The organism is Crossiella sp. CA198 (genome assembly GCF_052078295.1).
Taxonomy (GTDB): Bacteria; Actinomycetota; Actinomycetes; order Mycobacteriales; family Pseudonocardiaceae; genus Crossiella.
Map to the genome: position 1 here is coordinate 157710 of NZ_JBQJIM010000025.1, position 20289 is coordinate 177998.

16 protein-coding genes and 1 pseudogene are annotated in these 20289 nt (G+C 71.1%); 10 read left to right on the top strand and 7 right to left on the bottom strand.

The features are described from left to right. Positions 1–137: 137 nt before the first annotated feature. Positions 138–689, bottom strand: coding sequence for a class I SAM-dependent methyltransferase (locus tag ACTOWY_RS34830; RefSeq protein ID WP_441313853.1), 552 nt, complete (start codon positions 687–689; stop codon positions 138–140). 149 nt (positions 690–838) lie between these two features. Between ACTOWY_RS34830 and ACTOWY_RS34835 the strand changes: the two genes are divergently transcribed. From ACTOWY_RS34835 to ACTOWY_RS34850, 4 genes are all read left to right on the top strand, one after another. Beyond that, a complete protein-coding gene (locus ACTOWY_RS34835) occupies positions 839–1129 on the top strand; it encodes a DUF4342 domain-containing protein (RefSeq protein ID WP_441313854.1) in 291 nt (96 codons plus the stop codon). Between the two features lie 195 nt (positions 1130–1324). Then, complete coding sequence (locus tag ACTOWY_RS34840; protein ID WP_441313855.1) at positions 1325–3994, top strand: ATP-binding protein; 2670 nt, start codon at positions 1325–1327, stop codon at positions 3992–3994. A gap of 260 nt (positions 3995–4254) precedes the next feature. After that, a complete protein-coding gene (locus tag ACTOWY_RS34845; protein WP_441313856.1) occupies positions 4255–4593 on the top strand; it encodes a hypothetical protein in 339 nt (112 codons plus the stop codon). Positions 4594–4631: 38 nt separating this feature from the next. Further along, positions 4632–5111, top strand: coding sequence for a hypothetical protein (locus tag ACTOWY_RS34850; RefSeq protein WP_441313857.1), 480 nt, complete (start codon positions 4632–4634; stop codon positions 5109–5111). A gap of 177 nt (positions 5112–5288) precedes the next feature. Here the strand turns inward: ACTOWY_RS34850 and ACTOWY_RS34855 are convergent, their stop codons facing one another. Further along, the gene (locus ACTOWY_RS34855; protein ID WP_441313858.1) at positions 5289–6776 is read right to left on the bottom strand and encodes an MFS transporter; all 1488 of its coding nucleotides are present in this window, start codon (positions 6774–6776) and stop codon (positions 5289–5291) included. Between the two features lie 46 nt (positions 6777–6822). Here ACTOWY_RS34855 and soxR point away from each other — a divergent pair, with 46 nt between their 5' ends. Then, positions 6823–7293, top strand: coding sequence for a redox-sensitive transcriptional activator SoxR (gene soxR / locus ACTOWY_RS34860; RefSeq protein ID WP_441313873.1), 471 nt, complete (start codon positions 6823–6825; stop codon positions 7291–7293). A gap of 72 nt (positions 7294–7365) precedes the next feature. Here soxR and yjfF read toward each other — a convergent pair whose 3' ends face one another. From yjfF to ACTOWY_RS34880, 4 genes are read right to left on the bottom strand one after another with little or no spacing between them, the layout of a single operon-like run. Next, positions 7366–8358, bottom strand: a complete 993-nt coding sequence (yjfF, locus tag ACTOWY_RS34865; RefSeq protein ID WP_441313859.1) for a galactofuranose ABC transporter, permease protein YjfF — start codon at positions 8356–8358, stop codon at positions 7366–7368. Beyond that, positions 8355–9371 (bottom strand): ABC transporter permease, encoded by a 1017-nt coding sequence (locus tag ACTOWY_RS34870; RefSeq protein ID WP_441313860.1) that lies wholly within the window; start codon positions 9369–9371, stop codon positions 8355–8357. Before ACTOWY_RS34870 ends, yjfF begins: the two co-directional genes overlap by 4 nt. Further along, positions 9368–10900 carry a sugar ABC transporter ATP-binding protein gene (locus tag ACTOWY_RS34875; protein WP_441313861.1) on the bottom strand — a complete coding sequence of 511 codons (1533 nt, stop codon included), beginning with the start codon at positions 10898–10900 and terminating at the stop codon, positions 9368–9370. The genes ACTOWY_RS34870 and ACTOWY_RS34875 overlap by 4 nt, the downstream gene beginning before the upstream one ends. A 27-nt stretch (positions 10901–10927) precedes the next feature. Further along, on the bottom strand, positions 10928–11887 hold the full coding sequence (locus ACTOWY_RS34880) for an ABC transporter substrate-binding protein (RefSeq protein WP_441313862.1): 960 nt from the start codon (positions 11885–11887) through the stop codon (positions 10928–10930). 172 nt (positions 11888–12059) lie between these two features. Between ACTOWY_RS34880 and ACTOWY_RS34885 the strand changes: the two genes are divergently transcribed. The 5 genes from ACTOWY_RS34885 (at position 12060) to araB (ending at position 20167) form a co-directional block, all read left to right on the top strand. After that, positions 12060–13385, top strand: a complete 1326-nt coding sequence (locus ACTOWY_RS34885) for an immunoglobulin-like domain-containing protein (RefSeq protein ID WP_441313863.1) — start codon at positions 12060–12062, stop codon at positions 13383–13385. Between the two features lie 16 nt (positions 13386–13401). Continuing rightward, complete coding sequence (locus ACTOWY_RS34890) at positions 13402–15885, top strand: alpha-L-arabinofuranosidase C-terminal domain-containing protein (RefSeq protein ID WP_441313864.1); 2484 nt, start codon at positions 13402–13404, stop codon at positions 15883–15885. Beyond that, complete coding sequence (locus ACTOWY_RS34895) at positions 15882–16898, top strand: glycoside hydrolase family 43 protein (protein WP_441313865.1); 1017 nt, start codon at positions 15882–15884, stop codon at positions 16896–16898. The genes ACTOWY_RS34890 and ACTOWY_RS34895 overlap by 4 nt, the downstream gene beginning before the upstream one ends. Before the next feature lie 118 nt (positions 16899–17016). Next, positions 17017–18000: a LacI family DNA-binding transcriptional regulator gene (locus tag ACTOWY_RS34900; protein WP_441313866.1), complete on the top strand. Its 984-nt coding sequence runs from the start codon at positions 17017–17019 to the stop codon at positions 17998–18000. 484 nt (positions 18001–18484) lie between these two features. Then, a complete protein-coding gene (gene araB, locus ACTOWY_RS34905) occupies positions 18485–20167 on the top strand; it encodes a ribulokinase (RefSeq protein WP_441313867.1) in 1683 nt (560 codons plus the stop codon). On the opposite strand, the pseudogene ACTOWY_RS34910 reads toward araB, so the two are convergent. After that, a pseudogene (locus ACTOWY_RS34910) lies at positions 20164–20289 on the bottom strand (IS630 family transposase); the annotation flags it as partial. The gene araB and the pseudogene ACTOWY_RS34910 sit on opposite strands and share 4 nt — an antisense overlap.

Consider the following 20289-nt stretch of genomic DNA (forward strand, 5'->3'; position numbering starts at 1 on the left):
TGAGTTGGCCGTTGTGGACGGTGAGTTGGCCGGACTGGGCGTGCCAGTTCGGCCAAGACTGGGTACGACAACGGCCAACACGCCGGCGAGGCGAACCCGCTGGGCAGCCCCGGCTGCCGCGGAAGTGTGGGTTCAGCTCAGTGCGCGAGTGGCGCCCGGTGGACCGAAACGGCGTACCCGCCGCCGGTGAACGGCTCCCGGTCCCAGGTGGCGTGGCGCTCGACCAGGGTGAGCCCCGCGGCCGCGCAGTGGGTGTCGTAGTCCTCGGCGGTGTAGCCGCGGTCGAGGGAGAAGCCCGCGATGAGCACGCCTCCGGGCGCCACGTGGCCCGCCACACCGGAAACCAGTGCCTGCTGGGTGCCCGCCGGGGTGAACAGCGGGACATTGCCCGCCATGACGACGACATCGAAGCGGCGGTTGAGGGCCAGCGTCGTGAGATCGCGGCGATGCCAGGTGACCTGCGGCGCCCGTTCCCTGGCGACCTCAAGCATGGAGGCGTCCACGTCGACCCCGACGACCTCGATGTCGTGCCTGGCGAGTTCGATGGCGACCCGGCCGGTGCCGCAGCCCGCGTCGAGAACCGAACCAGGCCGGTAGGCGCGCACGAAGCCGGCCTCGCCGTGCACGTCGGCGCCGGTGTCGGCCAGGCGGTCGAAGCGGCGCTGGTAGTCCTCGCCATCCCAGGTCATGGTGTCCACCCTGGCACAGGACCCGGGCGGCGGGTTCGAGGAGGCCGGCGGGGTAAATCAGGCGAGGTCAGGGACAAACCCTGATGGCAGGGCGCCGGGCCGCGGGCACGATGGTGGCGTCAAGGGAGTTCCGCAGCACGAGGAGAATCATGAGCGAGTCCAAGCCCGAGTCCACCCCCTCCGCCGTCGACTCCATGGTCGACGCCGTTCGCGGGCTGGTCAGCGAGGGCATCAACCGTCGCGTGGTCGTGCGCGACCGCAAGGACGACGTGCTGCTGGAGGTACCGGTGGCCGTCGGGCTGGTCGCGGCGCTGGCCGCCCCGGTGGCGATGACGATCGGCGCGGGCGTCGCCCTGGCCGGCAAGTGCGGGATCAAGCTCGAGAACCGCCGCCAGGCAGGCGCCGCACCCGCGACGACGGTCGACGCCGAGCGGGTGTAACCAGCGCGGGGCGCCGGCCCGCGGAGCCGCACCGGGCCGGTTCGAGGACTTCCGGTGGCCTCGAACCGACCCGTCCACCAGTCGTTCCGCTGCTCGCTCCACCACGCAACGGTGGCGCTGAGCGGACCGCCGCGCACTGTCCGAAATGGAATGGCCTCCGGCGGGCGCCGAGGTCCGTCTCACTATGGTGGGCCGGTGGAGCCGTTCGTGGGCAGGCAGGCCGAGCTGGATCTCCTGGCCGGAGTGGTGGCCACGGCCGGGGCCGGGATCACCGTGGTGGAGGTCGTCGGCGAGCCTGGGATCGGCAAGTCGCGGCTGCTGCACGAGGCGGGCCCGCGCGCGGCCGCACTGGGTTTCACCGTCCTGACCGGCCGGGCGGGGGAGTTCGAGCAGGAGCTGCCGTTCGGGGTGTTCCAGGACGCCCTGGCCGACCGGTTCCCGATGGCTGCCGACGATTCGCCCGGCGGGTGGCGGGCGCTGCACCGGGCGGTGTCCGCCGTGCTGACACCGCGCACCGTGCTGGTGCTGGATGACCTGCACTGGGCCGATGAGGCCTCGGTGCACCTGCTCGCGTACCTGAGCCGCCGCCCGCCAGCCGGACCGCTGGTGCTGTGGCTGGCCCACCGGCCCCGGCAGCTGCCGGACAAGCTGGCCGCGGTGCTGCACGAACCGTGGACCGCCCCGGTCCACCGCGTGGAGCTGACCGCCCTGGACTACGCCGCAGCCGAGCAGCTGCTCTCCGATGTGCCCCAGCCGCAGCGCCGCGCCCGCTACACCGCAGCCGAGGGCAACCCGCTGTACCTGGGCATCCTGGCCCGCACCACCGGCCCGCACACCGGCACCAGGGCGCTACTGGCCGAGTTCGGCCAGCTGTCCGACCGCGCGCGGCTGGTCGCCCAGGCCGCGGCGGTGCTCGGCGACCAGGTCGAGCCGGAGCTGGTCGCGGTCGCCGCCGACCTGACCCCGGCCCAGACCGAGGCCGCCGCGGCGGAGCTGTTCACCGCGGACCTGCTGCGCGCCACCGGCACCGGGGCCCGGGTCGCCTTCCGGCATCCCTTGCTGCGCAACGCGGTCTACCACTCGGCCAGTCCGCTGTGGCGGGCCGCCACCCACGGCAGGGTGGCCGGGGAACTGGCCAGGCGGGGCGCGGGAATCGGTGTGCGCGCACCGCACATCGCCCGCTCGGCCGCGGTCGGGGACACCCAGGCGCGGGAGGAGCTGCGCGCGGCGGCCAGGGAGGCCCTGCCGGTGGCCCCGGCGACCGCGGTGAGCTGGGCCCAGGCGGCGCTGGACCTGCATCCGGAGCCCGCGGACGAGGTTGGCGGGGAGCTGCGCCTGGAACTGGCCCAGGCACTGGCGCTGGCGGGTCGCAGCGCCCAGGCCTGGGAGCTGGCCAGAGCCCTGATGGCCGAACCCGCGCTGCGGCTGCGGGCGACCGCGCTGTACGCGGGCACCAGCCTGTCCTTCGCCTGGGCGGAGGAGACCACCGAGACGCTCTACACCGAGCTGGACCGCGAGCCGGACCAGGACGACCTGCTCACCGCCATGATCGCCATGCACCTGGCGGTGCTGGAGCTGTCCCAGTTCAAGTTCGCCGAGGCCGCCGAGGTGGCGGCGCTGGCCCTGCGACGGCGTCCGGCCGGGGCCGACTGCCCGGTGCGCTGCGCGGCCCTGGCCATGCTGGCCATGACCTACCCGCAGCTGGGGCGGGTGCGCGAGGCGGTGCGGCTGCTGGCGGAGTCCACCGAGATGTTCGACCGCATCAGCGAAGCCGAGCACCGGGCGTTCTTCTGGATCGGCCACGCCGCACCGATCACCGAGATCTACGGGCACCTCCGGCTGGACAGCGGGCTGCGCCGGTTGCGGCAGGAGCTGGTGGTGATGGAGCGGACCGGCAACGTCACGGGCAGCGCGGGCATCTACGGCTACTGCTCCGTCGGCCAGGCCGCGGCGGGGCAGCTGGCCCAGGCCACCGCCTCGGCGGCGGAGGCACTGGAACTGGCCAGGCTGGACGGGGCGACCCCGCTGCTGGAGGCGGCGTTGTTCTTCCAGGGCATGGTCGCGGTGGACTGCCTGGACCTGGACACGCTGACCCGGTCCTACCAGGAGATGTGCGCGCTACCCGAGCAGGGCCCGGAGGTCCGGCGCCAGCCCCTCGCACTGGGCATCGAGCTGCTGCGCAGGCGTACCGGCCGGGGCGGCGGACTGGCGCGGGTGATCGAGCGAATGGGCGGCCCGGCGCTGCCCCAGCTGCTCTACCGGATGCGCCTGCGCACCTATGCCGAGCTGGCCGAACTCGGTGAGCCGGGCGACTGGGCGGACCGCGCGGAGGAGCTGGCCGATGAGGTGCTGCCGTGGAGCGTGGGGTTCGCCGCGCTGGCGCGGGCGCACACCCTGCACCAGGCAGGGGAACTGGGGACGGCCCTGGTCCGGGCCGAGACGGCGGCGGAGATCTTCGTGGCCACCGGGCAGCGGCTGCAGGCCGGCCGGGCCCGGATGCTGGCCGGCCTGATCCACGGTGCGGGCGGCGACCGGTCGATGGCACTGTCCGAATTGGACAGTGCGGCGGCGGTTCTCGCCTTGTGCGGGGCAGACCGGTATGTCGAACTGGCCACCCGGCACCAGCGCAAGCTCGGCCGCCGCGTCCCCGCGCCTGCCCCGCACACCGCGCGGCATTCCCCACTCGGCCTGACCCGGCGGGAGGCCGAGATCGCCGAGCTGGTCGCCAGGGGGGAGAGCAACCGGGCCATCGCCGAACGGCTGGTGGTCAGCGAACGCACCGTGGAGACCCACCTCGGTCGGATCTACCGCAAACTCGGCGTGTCCTCGCGTACCGCGCTCGTCGCCCGGCTCCCTCGCCAGTGATCCAGCTCGCCCGCATGCGGGAATTTCGCTACACCTTGTAGTGGAATTAGGCTGTTTGGCGTATTTCCTGGCCTCCGTCGGTGCGGATACCGTCTCTTTTCGGAGAGGGGCTTTTCAAGCTCGCGCTAATAGGGGAAATTTCGCGAGCAATTCCGTGCGCGTAGGCGCATGTGAGCTGCGGCAGTCGAACCTGATTTATCCGCAGTTTCTGAAACAATAGAGGGGATAGTTCCATGAATGGCTCTTCACGCTGGTCGAGAATGTTCGGAAAGCTGGCCGCGTTCGCCGGGATGGCCATGATCGGTGGCCTTATCGCCGCCGCTCCGGCCAGTGCCGCACCCGCTGTCGCTCCGGCCACCGCCGCGGCGCCGCTGTTCTCGGGCTGGATCTGTGCCGGCACGCCGGTTCCGGCGGGCCATGTGATCACCTCGATCCGGCAGGACTCGGGTTGTGGCGGCCGCAGCTGGTTCGTCCGGCTCCCGGCCAACGGCCTGTGGATCTGCGAATCCTCCGTGCCGATCCCGCCGGGGTACGTGGTCACCTCCATCCGGCAGGACTCGGGCTGCCTCGGCAACAGCTGGTTCATCCGATTTGGCTGACCGGTTCGGGCGCCTGAAACAACAGAGAGGATAGTTCCATGAATGGCACTTCGCGCTGGTCGAGAATGTTCGGAAAGCTCGCCGCGTTCGCCGGGATGGCCATGATCGGTGGCGTCATCGCCGCCGCCCCGGCCAGTGCCGCACCCGCTGTCGCTCCGGCCACCGCCGCGGCGCCGTTGTTCTCGGGCTGGATCTGTGCCGGCACGCCGGTTCCGGCGGGCCATGTGATCACCTCGATCCGGCAGGACTCGGGTTGTGGCGGTTACAGCTGGTTCGTCCAGGTCCCGGTCAACGGCATGTGGATCTGCCAGACTCAGCTGCCGATCCCACCGGGGTACGTGGTGACCTCAATCCGGCAGGACTCGGGCTGCGCCGGTTACAGCTGGTTCATCCGGCTCCCGGCCAACGGCTTGTGGGTCTGCCAGACCCAGCACCCGCTCCCGCCGGGGTACGTGGTCGCCTCCATTCGGCAGGACTCGGGCTGCCTCGGCAACAGCTGGTTCATCCGACTGGGCTGACCGGTTCGGGCGGAGCCCTTAGTTCGGCCCCCATGTGCGCCCGGCCGGTGCAGGACATCAACTCCGGCCGGGCGCACAGCGCGGTAGCACGAGATGGTTCTCCCAGGCCAAGGCCGCGATTTCCAGCCGGTTGCGCAGGCCGAGCTTGCCTTGCATGCTGGCCCGTGACGCGGCAGGTCACCGTCTGCCCAGCACCAGCAGGACGGTGCCGGCGAGCAGCACCGTCAGCGTGGCCGAGACCAGAGCGCTGACCTCGAATCCGGCGGTGAACGCGGCCCGGGCCGTGGTGAGCAGGGCGGCGCTCTCGGCCGCTGGCAGGGTGCCCGCGGCGGCGACGGCACCGGTGAGGGTGTCGCCTGCCGGTCCGGCGAGGCTGCCCATGCCCGCGCGGTAGGCGGCCGTGATGACGCTGCCGAGGATCGCGATTCCCAGCCCGCCGCCCAACTGGGGTGCGGCGGAGGCGATGGCCGACGCGGCGCCTGACCGCTCGGCAGGGGCGCTGCCCACCACGATGTCGGTGGCCAGCGCCATCAGCGGTCCCAGCCCGGCCGAGACGATGATCGTCCCGGTCACGAGCACGCGCAGCGGGGTGGCCGGGCCGATGGTGGCGAGCACACCGAACCCCGCGGCCGACAGCAGCAGCCCACCGCCGATGATCCACCGTGGCGGCAGCCGTCGCGCGAGCCGGGTCGCGCCGAGGGAGCCGAGGATGACCCCGATCGCCGACGGTGCCGTCCACAGCCCGGCGGTCAGCGGAGTCAGCCCGGCCACCAGCTGGAGGTACTGCGCCACCGCGTAGTTCGTGCCCCACAGCACGAAGATCCCGAGCATGAGCGTGAGGGTGGCCGTGGTGAACGCCGGGGAGGCGAACAGGTGCAGATCGATCATCGGGTCGGCCAGGCGGCGCTGACGGCGGACGAATGCCAGGGCGCAGGCCAGTCCGAGGGCGATGGTGGCGAAGGCCATCGGGTCCGGCCCGGTCGCGGCGACCTGCTTGAGCCCGTAGACGATCGGCAGCACGGTGGCGATGGACAGCACGGCGCTGGGCAGGTCCAGCCGGCGCCCGCCGGGGGATCGGCCCTCGGGCAGCGTCGCCGGCCCGAGGACAAGCAACACGAGCATCAGCGGGATCGGCAGCAGGAACGCCGCGCCCCACCAGAAGTGCTCAAGCAGCCAGCCACCGACGAGCGGTCCGATCGCGGTACCGGCCGAGACGGTGGCGATGACGATGCCGACGGCCTGCGCGCGCTGGCGTGCTTCGGTGAACAGCGCCACGGCGAGCGCGAGCACCGAGGGCATGAGCGTCGCGCCCGCCACGCCGAGCAGGGCGCGCACCGCGATGAGCACCTCCGGGTTCGGGGCGTACGCGGCGACCACGGACAGGGCGCTGAACGCGGTCGCGCCACCGAGCAGCAGCCTGCGCCGCCCGAACCGGTCGCCCAGCGTGCCCATCACGACGAGCGTGCCTGCCAGCAGGAACGCGTAACCGTCGACGATCCACAGCAACTGGGTGCTGGACGCGCCCAGGTCGCGGCCGATCGCGGGCAGCGCGAGGTGGGTGATGGTCAGCTCAAGCGAGGCCAGCAGCGCGGGGAGCAGGAGAACTGCGAGGCCGAGCCATTCCCGTCGGCCTGCCAGCGGGGGACCGGTGATGTCACGAGTCATGCCGAACAGCTTCAAACCTCATCTTTACCCGAGGTCAAGAGGTAGAATTCCGCAGGTGGTGGACCCGCAAGCCGAACTGACCATTGGCCAACTCGCCCGGCGTGCCGGCGTGACCGTCACCGCGCTGCACTTCTACGAGGAACAGGGCCTGTTGACCAGCAGGCGCACGGCGGGCAATCAGCGGCGGTTCCCGCGGCACGCGCTGCGCCGGGTCGCGCTCATCAGAGTCGCCCAGCGGGTCGGCATCCCGCTGCGTGAGATCGGCGCGGCGCTGTCCGAACTGCCCGCCGACCGCGCGCCGACGCAGGAGGACTGGGAGCTGCTCGCGGCGCGCTGGCACGCGGATCTGGACCTACGGATCAGCCAGCTCGTCCGGTTGCGCGACAAGCTCACTGACTGCATCGGCTGCGGATGCCTCTCGTTGCAGAACTGCCTGCTGCGCAACCGGGACGACCGGCTGGGCGCCGCGGGCACCGGACCGCGGCGGCTCTGGATGACCAGGAACGATCGCCAGTGAGACGAAGCCGCGCGGGATGGTCTTTCGGGGTGTGGACACCGGCGGGCAGCCCGGCCGCGGACCCGGTGAGCTTCACCGTGCCGCCCGGCCGGCGGATCGCTGGGGCAGCACCCGCTGTAGCCCGATGAAGGCCAGCAACAGCACGCCGATCACGATCTTGGTCCACCAGGAGCTGAGGGTGCCCTGGAAGGAGATCAGCGTCTGAATGGCGCCCAGCACCAGCACTCCCACCACCGAACCGGCCACATAGCCCGCGCCGCCGGCCAGCAGGGTGCCGCCGATCACCACCGCGGCGATCGCGTCCAGCTCCATGCCCACCGCGTGCAGGCTGTAGCCGGAGAGCATGTACAGGCTCAGCAGCAGCCCGCCGAGTGCGGAGCAGAACCCGCTGATCACGTACACCCCGACCTTGACCCGGCCGACCGGCAGGCCCATCAGGGTCGCGGAGGACTCGCTGCCGCCGACCGCGTACACGGTGCGGCCGAATCGGGTCAGGTGCAGCACATAGGCGGCCACCGCCACCACCAGCGCCGCGACGAGCACGCCGGAGGTGATGGCGAGCCCGCCGCCGAGATCAATCGAGGCGGTGGCCAGCGCGCGGAACGTGTTGTCCTTGATGGGGATTGATTCCACGCTGATCAGGAAGCACAGGCCACGGGCGAGGAACATCCCGGCCAGGGTGACGATGAACGGCGGCAGCTCGAAGTAGTGGATCACCAGACCCATCAGCAGGCCCAGCATCGAACCGAGGACGAGCACGGCCGCCACCACGAGCGGCACCGGCCAACCCGCCCGCAAGCCGGTCGCGGTGACCATTGTGGACAGTGCGACCACCGAGCCGACCGAGAGGTCGATGCCGCCGGTGAGGATCACGAAAGTCAGGCCGATCGCCAGCACGAGCAGAAAGGCGTTGTCCACGAACAGGTTCACCAGCACCTGGCCGGTGCCGAAGCCGTCGTAGGCCAGTGCACCCGACAGGAAGATCAGCGCGAACAACGTGTAGGACAACAGCACCGGCCGGAACCGGACTGGCACCAGCGCGTGGGCACGGGCGGGAGCGGTCATGGCGTGACCACCTTCTCGGGTTCGGCGCGGGCGCGGGGCGGACGGCGGCGCAGCAGCGCGCGGGCTTTCGGCGCCTGGGCCAGGCAGATGCCGATCACCACGATCGCCTTGAACACCAGGGTGATCTCCGGTGCGATGCCGATGGTGTAGATGGTGGTGGTGAGCGTCTGGATGAGCAGCGCGCCGAGCAGGGTTCCGGCCAGGGAGTAACGGCCGCCGGTCAGCGCGGTGCCGCCGATGACCACGGCCAGGATCGCGTCCATCTCGATCCACAGCCCGGCGTTGTTGGCATCCGCCGCGCTGACGTTGGAGCTGATCATCAGCCCGGCGACGCCCGCGCACAGCGCGGCGAAGGCGTAGCAGGTCCAGATGATCCGGCGGGAGCGGATCCCGGCCAGCCTGCTCGCCTCCGGATTCACCCCGACGGACTCGATCAGCAGGCCCAGCGCGGTGCGCCGGGTCAGCAGGGTGACCGCGAGCAGGGCGGCTCCGCTGATCAGGATCGCCACCGGCAGCACCAGATACCCGGCGCCGACCACTCGGTAGGCGCTGTTGTCCACGGTGATGATCTGGCCCTCGGTGAGCAGCATGGCCAGGCCGCGGCCCGCGGTCATCAGCACCAGCGTGGCGATGATCGGCTGGATGCCCAGCACCGCGATCAGGAATCCGTTCCACAGCCCCAGCAGCAGGCACAGCCCGAGGGCCAGCGCCATGCCGCCGAGCGCGGCCGCCGGGCCACCAGGATCGGCCGAACCCGCGATGTGTGTGCAGGCGAGGGCGCCCGCGATCGCCGCGACCGCGCCGACGGAGAGGTCCACGCCGCGGGTGGCGATCACCAGGGTCATGCCGAGCGCGACCAGCAAGGTGGGCGCGCCGTTGTTCAGGATGTCGACCAGGCTGCCGTAGAGGTGCCCGTCCTGCAGTCGCACCGAGAAGAATTCCGGCGCCAGCACCAGGTTGAGGGCGAGCAGCACGGCCAGGGCCAGCAGTGGCCAGCGCAACCGGGAACTCACGAGACCGCCCTTTCCGGCGCGGGCGCCGAGTCGCCCGCGATCAACTCGACCACCGCGTCGACCCCGGCCTGGGCGTGCCCGAGTTCGGCCAGCACCCGCCGGTCCCGCAGCACCACGACCCGATCGGCCAGCCGCACCACCTCCTCCAGTTCGGCGGAGATGAACAGGATCGCCATGCCGGCCGCGGCCAGGTCGGTGATCAGCTGCTGGATCTGCGCCTTGGCCCCGACGTCGACACCGCGGGTGGGCTCGTCCAGGATGAGCAGCCGGGGCCGGATGACCAGCCACCGGGCCAGCAACACCTTCTGCTGGTTGCCGCCGGAGAGCGAGCCTGCGGGCGTGTCCGGGTTCGCCGGCCGGATGTCCAGCGTGGCAAGGTATTTCGCGACCAGCTCGTGCTGTGCCCGGCGGGACAGCGGACGGGTCCAGCCGCGGGCGGCCTGCAGGGCGAGCACCAGGTTCTCCCTGACACTGAGATCGGCGACCAGGCCCTCGCCCTTGCGGTCCTCGGAACAGAACCCGATGCCCGCGCCAATCGCGCCTCGTGGGCCACGCCGCAGTGGCTTGCCGTCCACGAGCAGCCTGCCGGTGTCCGCCCGGTCCGCCCCGGCGAGCAGCCGCGCCAGCTCGGTGCGGCCGGAACCGAGCAGCCCGGCCAGTCCGACGATCTCCCCGGCCCGGATCTCCAGGTCGAATGGCGCGATGGCGCCCCGGCGACCGAGTCCCTCGGCCCGCACCAGGGCGGGCGCGGCCGGGGACGCGTGCCGGGCGGAGCGCTCGATCTCGGCCAGCACACCCAGTTCGCGGCCGAGCATCGCCGCGATCAGCGCGCGCCGGTCCAGCTCCTCGACGCGGTGCTCGCCGACCAGACAACCGTTGCGCAGCACCGTCAACCGGTCGGCGATGGCGTAGACCTGGTCCAGGAAGTGCGAGACGAACAGGATGGCCACCCCCTCGTCACGGAGCACCCGGATGATCCGGAACAGCTCGGTCACCTCCGCGGTGTCCAGGCTGGAGGTCGGCTCGTCCAGCACCAGCACCCGGCAGTCCACCGCGATCGCCCTGGTGATGGCGACCAGTTGCTGCACCGCGATCGGGTGGCCGCTCAGCGCGGAGGCTGGGTCGATGTCCAGCCCGACCCTGGCCAGCAACCCGGCCGCGCGGAGCCGCATCGCCCTGCCGTCGATCCGGCCGAACCGGCGCGGTTCCCGGCCGAGCAGGATGTTCTCCGCCACGGTGAGATTGGGGCACAGGTTCACCTCCTGGTACACCGTGCTGATCCCGGCCCGCTGGGCCTGGGCGGGACCGGAGAAGGCCACCGCGGCCCCGTTGAGGCGGATCTCGCCGGTGTCCGGGGTGTGCACGCCGGTGAGCGTCTTGATCACAGTGGACTTGCCGGCGCCGTTCTCGCCCATCAGCGCGTGCACCTCGCCGGGGAACAGCCGGAAGTCGACGTCCTGGAGTGCTTTGACTCCGGGAAAGGCGAGGGAGATCCCGCGCATCTCGACGACCGCGTTGTGCTCGGTCATGACTCCGCCTTCGTCGCGGGACCGTGGTCAGTACTGCCGGGTGGGCAGCGCGGCCCTGGCCTGTTCGCTGGTGAAGGTGCCCTCCTCGGTGACCACCCTGGCCGGCACCTGCTGACCCGCGAGCACCTTCTTGGTCAGCTCCATCAACTGCTTGCCCAGCAACGGGTTGCACTCCACGATGAAGTTGATCTCGCCGTTGGCCAGCGCCTGCATGCCGTCGCGCACGGCGTCCACGGTGATGATCCGGATGTCCTTGCCCGGCACCTTGCCCGCGGCCTTGATCGCCTCGATCGCGCCCAGCCCCATGTCGTCGTTGTGCGCGTACACCACGTCGATCTTCGGGGTGGACTTCAGGAACGCCTCCATCACCTGCTTGCCGCCGGAGCGGGTGAAATCCCCGGTTTGCGAAGCCACGACCTTGATGTCCGGGCGGGCGGCGATCTTCTCCGCGAAGCCCTTCTCGCGGTCGATGGCGGGAGCGGCGCCGGTGGTGCCCTGGAGTTCGACCACGTTCACCTGGCCCTGGGAGTTGGCCAGCAGCCAGTCCGCGGCCTTGCGGCCCTCCTCGACGAAGTCCGAGCCGAGGAAGGTGCGGTACAGCGAGGTGTCATCGGAGTCGATGGCGCGGTCGGTGAGGATCACCGGGATGCTGGCCCGCTTGGCCTCCAGCAGCACGGTGTCCCAGCCGGTCTCCACCACCGGGCTGAACGCGATCACGCTGACCTTCTGCTGGATGTAGGAGCGGATCGCCTTGAGCTGGTTCTCCTGCTTCTGCTGCGCATCGGAGAACTTCAGCTCGATCCCCGCGGCCTTGGCCGCTTCCTGGACCGATTTGGTGTTCGCGGTGCGCCACCCGCTCTCGGCGCCCACCTGGGCGAAGCCCATGGTGATCGCGCCGCCCGCGCCGGCGGGCGACTGGCCACCGGAGCAGGCGGCGAGTGCGCTCAGCAGGACCACGCTGGCGGCGGTCGTGATCTTCTTCAGCACGTCTTCCTCCGATGGAGCCGTTGGTGGGCCACAAGAGTGAGCGCTCACAACTCGTCCGTCAAGCTTCGGGTTACCAGACCGTAGTGGCGTTGACACGGTGGAGAGCCCTCGTTATGTTAGCGCTCACTTTTGTGACCCGGAACACCTTCCCTGTCGAGATGGAAGTACGGTCATGCCGGTATTCCCTGCTCGCCCCCGCCCCCTGCTCACCACCCTGGCCCTGACCCTCGCGCTGGCCGTCGCCGTGCCCGCGGCGGAGGCCGCCCCTGGTGACCCCGCGACCGCCCGCGCCCTCGCCACCGCCGCGGACACCCTGACGGTCTGGGACGCCGAGGATCTCCGCGGCAATGTCAGCCTGCCCGCCGAGGCCGCGGGCGCCACCGTCAGCTGGCATTCCAACCGCCGCAACGTGATCACCGAAACCGGCGAGGTCACCCGCCCACCGCACGGCGCGGCCCCCGCCCCGGTCACCCTCACCGCCACCGTCCGGCTCGGCGGCCGCCAGCTCAAGCGTCGCTTCGACGTCAACGTCCGCCCGCTGCCCGCCGCCGCGCCCTACGAGGGCTACCTGTTCGGCTACTTCACCGGCGAGGGCAGCGCCACCGGCGAGCAGGTCTACCTGGCCGCCAGCCGTGGCAACGACGCGCTGCGCTGGGACGAGCTGAACCGGGGCAGGCCGGTGCTGACCTCGACCCTCGGCGACAAGGGGGTGCGGGACCCGTTCATCATCCGCTCGCCTGCCGGCGACAAGTTCTACCTGATCGCCACCGACCTGCGCATGCACGGCAACGGCAACTGGGATGCCGCGCAACGCCACGGCAGCAAGCACATCGAGGTGTGGGAGTCCACCGACCTGGTGCGCTGGAGCGCGCAGCGGCACGTGCGAGTCTCGCCGGACACCGCGGGCAACACCTGGGCCCCCGAGGCCTACTACGACACCGCGATCGGCGCCTACGTGGTGTTCTGGGCCTCGAAGCTCTACGCCGCTAGCGATCCGCAGCACACCGGCAACACGCACAACCGGATGCTCTACGCCACCACCCGGGACTTCCGCACCTTCAGCCAGCCCCAGGTGTGGGTGGACCCCGGCTACTCGGTCATCGACTCCACCGTGATCAAGGACGGCGGCACCTACTACCGCTTCACCAAGGACGAGCGGAACAACTCCTCCAGCACCCCGTGCAGCAAGTTCATCCTCGCGGAGAAGTCCACCAACCTGCGCTCCACCAGGTACGGCTTCGTCGCCGACTGCATCGGCAAGGGCGCGATGAGCCAGGGCGAGGGGCCGACGGTATTCAAGTCCAACACCGAACGCCGCTGGTACCTGTTCATCGACGAGTTCGGCGGCCGCGGCTACCTCCCGTTCGAGACCACCGATCTCGCCTCCGGCCGCTGGACCCCGTCCACCGGGCACGCGCTGCCACGCAGTCCACGGCACGGCACCGTGCTGCCGATCACCAAGGCCGAACTCGACCGCGTCCGCGCGGCATTCCCTTGATCCTGAAGGAGTTCACGTGTCCCGCGTGTTGCTCTGCGCCGCCCTCGCGGCGAGCCTGCTGGTGGCCCTGCCCGGTGCTGGCACGGCTGCCGAGACCGACTACACCCTGACCGTCGACCCGGCGGGCCGGGGCCCGGACATCGACGAGCGCATGTACGGCGTTTTCTTCGAGGACATCAACCGCGCCGCCGACGGTGGCCTGTACGCCGAACTGGTGCAGAACCGCTCCTTCGAGTACGACCGCGCCGACAACGCCGGCTACACCGGCCTGACCTCCTGGGCGCCCACCGGCGGCGTGGCCGAGGTGGTCGACGAGGCCGGCAGGCTGCACGAGCGCAACCGCCGCCACCTCAAGCTCAGCCTGCCCGCCGGGGTGGTCAACTCCGGCTACAACACCGGGATCCCGTTGCGGGACAACCAGTTCTACGACTTCTCGGTCTGGGCCCGCACCAACGCCGCCACCGGCACCCCGCTGTCGGTCGCGCTGACCGACCCGGCGGGCAGGGAACTGGCCACCCCGCTGCGCGTCCAGGTCCGCGGCGATGGCTGGGTCAAGTACACCGGCGGCTTCCGCGCCCGCGCCACCAGCACCACCGCCCGGCTGCGGGTCGAGGGCGGGGGAGCGGGCACCCTGCGGCTGGACATGGTGTCGCTGTTTCCCAGGGACACCTACAAAAACCACGGGCTGCGCCGGGACCTGGCGGAGAAGATCGCCGCGCTGAAACCGGGTTTCGTCCGCTTCCCTGGCGGCTGCCTGGTCAACACCGGCAGCCACTACGGCTATCAGGCGCCGGACTACGAGCGCCGCCGGTCCTACCAGTGGAAGGACACCATCGGCCCGGTCGAGCAGCGGGCTGCCAACTGGAACTTCTGGGGCTACAACCAGTCCTACGGCCTGGGCTACTTCGAGTACTTCCAGTTCGCCGAGGACATCGGCGCGATGCCGCTGCCGGTGGTGCCCGCGCTGGTCACCGGTTGCGGCCAGAACCAGGTCACCAGGGACCCGGAACTGTTGCGGCGGCACATCCAGGACTCCCTGGACCTGATCGAGTTCGCCACCGGCCCCGCCACCTCCACCTGGGGCCGCGAGCGCGCCGCGATGGGCCACCCGGCGCCGTTCCGGCTGACCCACCTCGCGGTGGGCAACGAGGAGAACCTGCCTGCGGAGTACTTCGCGCACTTCACCGAGTTCCGCAAGGCGATCGCGGCCAGGTACCCGGAGATCACGGTGGTGGGCAACTCGGGTCCGGTCGAATCCGGCCCCACCTTCGACCGGCTCTGGCAGCTCAACCGGGAGGCCGGGGTTGAGCTGGTGGACGAGCACTATTACATGAGCCCGCAGTGGTTCCTGGCCAACAACCACCGCTATGACAGTTACGACCGCAACGGCCCCAAGGTTTTCCTCGGCGAGTACGCCGCGCGGGACAACCGGTGGCGCAACTCCCTCGCGGAGGCCGCCTACCTGACCGGCCTGGAGCGCAACGCCGACGTGGTCAAGCTCGCCTCCTACGCGCCGCTGCTGGCCAACGAGGACTCGGTGCAGTGGCGGCCGGACCTGATCTGGTTCAACAACCACGCCTCCTGGGGCTCGACCAGCTATGAGACGCAGAAGCTGTTCATGACCAACGTGGGCGACCACGTGGTGCCCAGCACCGCCTCCAGCACACCGTCCACAATGGAACCGATCACCGGCGCGATCGGCCTGTCCACCTGGGCCACCGCGGCGAGCTACGACGAGGTCCGGGTGACCGCGGCCGACGGCCGGACCCTGTTCGCCGAGGACTTCTCCGGCACCGACGCCCGCTGGACCAAGGCCGCCGGGCGTGGCAGCTGGGCGGTGACCGACGGCAGCTACGCGCAGTCCGACGCCACCGCGGAGAACACCCTGGTGACCGCGGGCGATCCGGCCTGGCGGGACTACACGCTCAACCTCAAGGCCACCAAGCAGTCCGGCCGGGAGGGCTTCCTGGTCGCCTTCGGTGTCAAGGACACCGGCAACCTGCACTGGTGGAACCTGGGCGGCTGGGACAACACCCGCTCCGCGGTGGAGCGGACCGAGGCCGGGGCCAAGAGCACGGTGCTGGACAAGGACACCAGGATCGAGACCGGCCGGACCTACGACCTGCGCGTGGAAGTGCGCGCCAGGCACGTCGCGCTGTTCCTGGACGGTCAGCGGTGGGGCGAGTTCACCGACGACCGCCGGACGGAGCCGTTCCGCCAGGTGGTCACCAGGGACCTCGCCACCGGGGAGCTGATCGTCAAGGTGGTCAACGCCCAGGACAACGCGGCGCGGGTGCGGCTGGACCTGGGGCGCGACACCCAGGTCCAGCCCATCGCCAAGGCCACCACCCTGCAGGGCAAGCCGGATGACCTCAACACCCAGGCAGGCCAGCCGATCCGGCCACGCGTCGCGGAGGTCAGGGTGTCGAACGCCTTCACCCACACCTTCCCGCCCCACTCCATCACCTTCCTGCGCATCAAGGATCGGAGCCGTCCGTGAGCCCACTCAACCGACGTGCCCTGCTGCTGGCAGGCGGTGCGCTGGCGGCCCTCCCACTCGGCGCCGGTGCGGCCGCCGCCGGTCAGCCGCTGATCCGCCAGCGGGCCGACCCGTTCATCACCCCACCGGTCGGCGGCAGGTACTACTTCACCGGCTCGGTGCCCGAGTACGACCGGATCATCATTCGCGGTGCGTCCACAGTGGAGGGTCTGGGCGCGGCGGCGGAGACGGTGATCTGGCGGCGACCGGCCTCGGGCCGGATGGGCGGGCACATCTGGGCGCCGGAACTGCACCGGATCGGCGGGAAGTGGTACGTCTACTTCGCCGCGGGCGACGCCGAGGAGCCCTTCCGCATCCGCACCTACGTGCTGGAATCCGCCGGCGCCGACCCGCGCGCGGCAGGCTGGGTGTTACGCGGGCAGATGCGGACCGCCTGGGACACCTTCACCCTGGACGCCACCACCTTCGAGCACCGCGGCCGGCGGTACTTCCTGTGGGCGCAGAGCGAACCCGGCATCGACACCAACAGCAACCTCTATCTCGCGGAGCTGGACTCGCCACTGGCGCTGCGCACGCCGCCGACGCGGATCGCGGTGCCCACAGCGTCCTGGGAGACCCAGGGCTTCAAGGTCAACGAGGGGCCCGCGGTGCTGATCCGCAACGGCCGGGTGTTCGTGACCTTCTCCGCCAGCGCCACCGACGCCCGCTACTGCATGGGCCTGCTCACCGCGGAGGCGAACGCGAACCTGCTCGACCCGCGGTCGTGGGTCAAATCGCCAGGGCCGGTGTTCACCAGCAACACGGGCACCAGCCAGTACGGGCCAGGACACAACTCGTTCACCACCGTCGGCGGCGCGGACGTGCTCGTCTATCACGCCAGGGACTACCGGGACATCAGCGGCGACCCACTCTTCGACCCCAACCGGCACACCCGGGTGCAGCGGCTGCGCTGGCGGTCCGACGGCACGCCGGACTTCGGCGTGCCCCGGGGCGGGGCGAACCCGGCCGGTTAGGGGAGAATGGCCGGGACGTGCCAGACGGGCGCCAGATCGGTGTTACCGCTAACATCGGGCGTCGAAGACCAAGGATCGGAGATCGCCTGTGGACAGCAGGATTTCGCGCAGCCCCGCGATGACCGATGTCGCCCGGCTCGCCGGTGTCTCCCATCAGACGGTCTCCAGGGTGCTCAACGAGCATCCCAACGTGCGTGAGCAGACCAGGCTGCGGGTGCGCGCCGCCATCAAGGAGCTGGGCTACCGGCCCAACAAGGCGGCGCGTGCCCTGGTCACCGGGAAATCGCAGCTCATCGGCGTGGTCACGCAGAACTCCACGCTCTACGGCCCGGCCTCGCTGCTCTCGGCCTTCGAGGAGGCCGCGGGCGAGGCCGGGTTCACGGTCAGCGTCGGCCGGGTCAGGGTGCTGGACCGGGACTCGATCGCGGCCGCGGTGGAACGGCACCGCGACCAGCGGGTGGCCGGGATCGTGGTCATCGCCCCGACGGCCTCGGCCAGCGACGCCCTCGCCGAGGTCCCGGCCGGGGTGCCGCTGGTGACCGTGGACGGCGACCCGGACCGGGCCACCCCATTGGTCACCGTCGACCAGGCGGCAGGCGCCTACGCCGCCACCAAGCACCTGCTCGAGGTGGGCCACCAGACGGTCTGGCACGTCTCCGGCCCCGCGGACTGGTTCGACGCCGCAGGGCGGGTGCAGGGCTGGCGGCGCGCGCTGGAGTCCGTGGGCGCGGAGGAACCGCCGGTGGTGCCCGCGGACTGGAGTGCGGCGGCCGGCTACCAGGCAGGCCGGATGCTGGCCAGGATGCCCGAGGTCACCGCGGTGTTCGCGGCCAACGACCATCTCGCGCTCGGCGTGCTGCGCGCGATGAGCGAGCGCAACCGACGGGTCCCGTGGGAGGTCAGCGTGGTCGGCTTCGACGATGTGACCGAGGCCGCCTATTTCATCCCGCCGCTGACCACCGTGCGGCCTGACTTCGCGGCGGTGGCGCGGGAGACGCTCGGGTTGTTGCTGGCGCAGGTGAGCGAGGGCGGGCCGGTGGAGCAGCGGCGGACCATCGCACCGGTGTTGGTCAAGCGGGAGAGCGTCGCGCCGCCCGCCTGAGCCGGGTCTGTCCGGCCCGGCCTTGCTCGGGTTTCTTTGGCGCTGGGTGTCCGGCATGGGAGGGCGCCGCGCCGCCCGCCTGAGCCGGGCCTGTCCGCCCCGGCCTCGCCCGGGTTCCTTTGGCGCCGGGTGTCCGGCATGGGGGAGCGTTGTGCCGCCCGCCCGGTCTGGAGTCGTTCCCCCTGGTCGTGGCAGGGCCTCCTGCCGCCCAGCCCCTGGTCGCCCGATTCCGTCATCGGGCCTGGTCACCAGCACGCGGGCGGGCGATCTGGTCCGGCCGGACGGCGCGATCTGTTCCGCCCGGACGGCGGCCCCGCGGCACCCGCCGGTGGCCAGCCGGCGGACGCGCGCGCTGTCCGGAACAGGCCCCGCGAAGCCAGCTCGGCGGCAATCCGCCATCGGGGCCGCCGGCCTGCTCTGAGCCGCTCGCCAAGTCACGGCGATCGCCCTTGACGAAACTAATGTTAGCGATAACATTCGCCATGTGACTGAGCTGGTGACTGATCTCGATTCCTGTGTGGTGGGTGTCGACTTCGGCACGTTGTCCGGCCGTGCTGTCGTGGTGCGGGTGCGCGATGGCGCCGAACTCGGGGCCGCGGTGCACGAGTACCGGCACGGGGTCCTGGACCGGGCGTTGCCAGGCGAGGGGCGGGCGCTGCCGCCGGAGTGGGCGTTGCAGGTGCCCGCGGACTACGTCGATGTGCTGCGGACCGCGGTGCGGGAGGCGTTGTGGGTGGCGGGGGTGGACAGTGCGCGGATCATCGGCATTGGCACGGACTTCACCGCGTGCACCATGGTTCCGGTCACCGCGCAGGGCACTCCGCTGTGTGAGCTGCCGGAGTTCGCCGGGGAACCACACGCCTACGTCAAGCTCTGGCGGCACCACGCGGCCCAGCCGCAGGCCGACCGGATCAACGAACTGGCCCGGCGGCGCGGGGAGAGCTGGCTACCACGCTACGGCGGGCTGATCTCCTCGGAGTGGGAGTTCGCCAAGGGGCTCCAGCTCCTGGAGGAGGCGCCCGCGGTCTACGCGGCCATGGCGCACTGGGTGGAGGCGGCGGACTGGATCGTCTGGCAGCTGACCGGGACCTACACCCGCAACGCGTGCACCGCCGGGTACAAGGGGATCCACCAGGACGGCGGCTACCCGGACCGGGACTTCCTGGCGGCGCTGAACCCCGGCTTCGCCGGGTTCGTCGCCGACAAGCTGAACCAGCCGCTGGCCGCGCTCGGCGACTGGGCGGGCGGGCTCAGCGTGCGGGCGGCCGAGTGGACCGGGTTGCCCGCGGGGATCCCGGTCTCGGTGGGCAACGTGGACGCACATGTCACCGCGCCGGCGGCGCGGGCGGTGGCGCCGGGGCAGATGGTGGCGATCATGGGGACCTCCACCTGCCATGTGCTCAACGGCGACGTGCTGCGTGAGGTGCCCGGCATGTGCGGGGTGGTGGACGGCGGGATCGTGCCCGGCCTGTGGGGTTATGAGGCGGGGCAGAGCGGGGTGGGCGACATCTTCGCCTGGTTCGTCCAGCACCAGGTGCCGGCGGAGTACCACGAGCGGGCCCGCGCCCGCGGGATCTCCGTGCACGAACTGCTCAGCGAGCTGGCCGCCGGGCAGGCCGTCGGCGAGCACGGGCTGATCGCGCTGGACTGGCACAGCGGCAACCGCTCGGTGCTGGTCGACCACGAGCTGTCCGGTGTGGTGCTCGGCCAGACGCTGGCCACCCGCGCCGAGGACGTCTACCGGGCATTGCTGGAGGCCACCGCGTTCGGCACCAGGACCATCATCGACACCTTCCGGCTGGCCGGGGTCCCGGTCGAGGAACTGATCATCGCGGGCGGCCTGGCGCGCAACGAACTGCTGATGCGGATCTACGCCGACGTCACCGGGCTGCCACTGTCGATCATCGGGTCGGGACAGGGACCGGCGCTGGGCTCGGCGATGCACGCCGCGGTGGCCGCGGGGGCGTACCCGGACATCCGGGCGGCCGCGGCCGCGATGGGATCGGTGCGCCGTGGCGGGTACCAGCCGGATCCGGCGAATGTCGCTGCCTACCAACGCCTGTACCGGGAGTACCAGGAGCTGCACGACTACTTCGGCAAGGGCGGCAACGAGGTCATGCACCGGTTGCGCGCCCATCGCCGCGACGCGCTGGAAAGGAAGAGCTAAGCACCTGGCCAGAAGTCTTGTCCGAAACCTTCGGGTAGCCAGGGGCTGGTCCAAGGGGCGGCAGTGGTGAGGTGCTGCTCGGTGGTTCGGCTGCGGAAGTAGGCGTGGGTCTGGCGGAGGCG

Coding starts and splice junctions, on each gene's coding strand:
- ACTOWY_RS34855 (WP_441313858.1), bottom strand. CDS start 6,776: ATGACTCGTGACATCACCGGTCCCCCGCTGGCAGGCCGACGGGAATGG.
- ACTOWY_RS34845 (WP_441313856.1), top strand. CDS start 4,255: ATGTTCGGAAAGCTGGCCGCGTTCGCCGGGATGGCCATGATCGGTGGC.
- ACTOWY_RS34885 (WP_441313863.1), top strand. CDS start 12,060: ATGCCGGTATTCCCTGCTCGCCCCCGCCCCCTGCTCACCACCCTGGCC.
- ACTOWY_RS34875 (WP_441313861.1), bottom strand. CDS start 10,900: ATGACCGAGCACAACGCGGTCGTCGAGATGCGCGGGATCTCCCTCGCC.
- ACTOWY_RS34900 (WP_441313866.1), top strand. CDS start 17,017: ATGACCGATGTCGCCCGGCTCGCCGGTGTCTCCCATCAGACGGTCTCC.
- yjfF (WP_441313859.1), bottom strand. CDS start 8,358: ATGACCGCTCCCGCCCGTGCCCACGCGCTGGTGCCAGTCCGGTTCCGG.
- ACTOWY_RS34835 (WP_441313854.1), top strand. CDS start 839: ATGAGCGAGTCCAAGCCCGAGTCCACCCCCTCCGCCGTCGACTCCATG.
- ACTOWY_RS34830 (WP_441313853.1), bottom strand. CDS start 689: ATGACCTGGGATGGCGAGGACTACCAGCGCCGCTTCGACCGCCTGGCC.
- ACTOWY_RS34850 (WP_441313857.1), top strand. CDS start 4,632: ATGAATGGCACTTCGCGCTGGTCGAGAATGTTCGGAAAGCTCGCCGCG.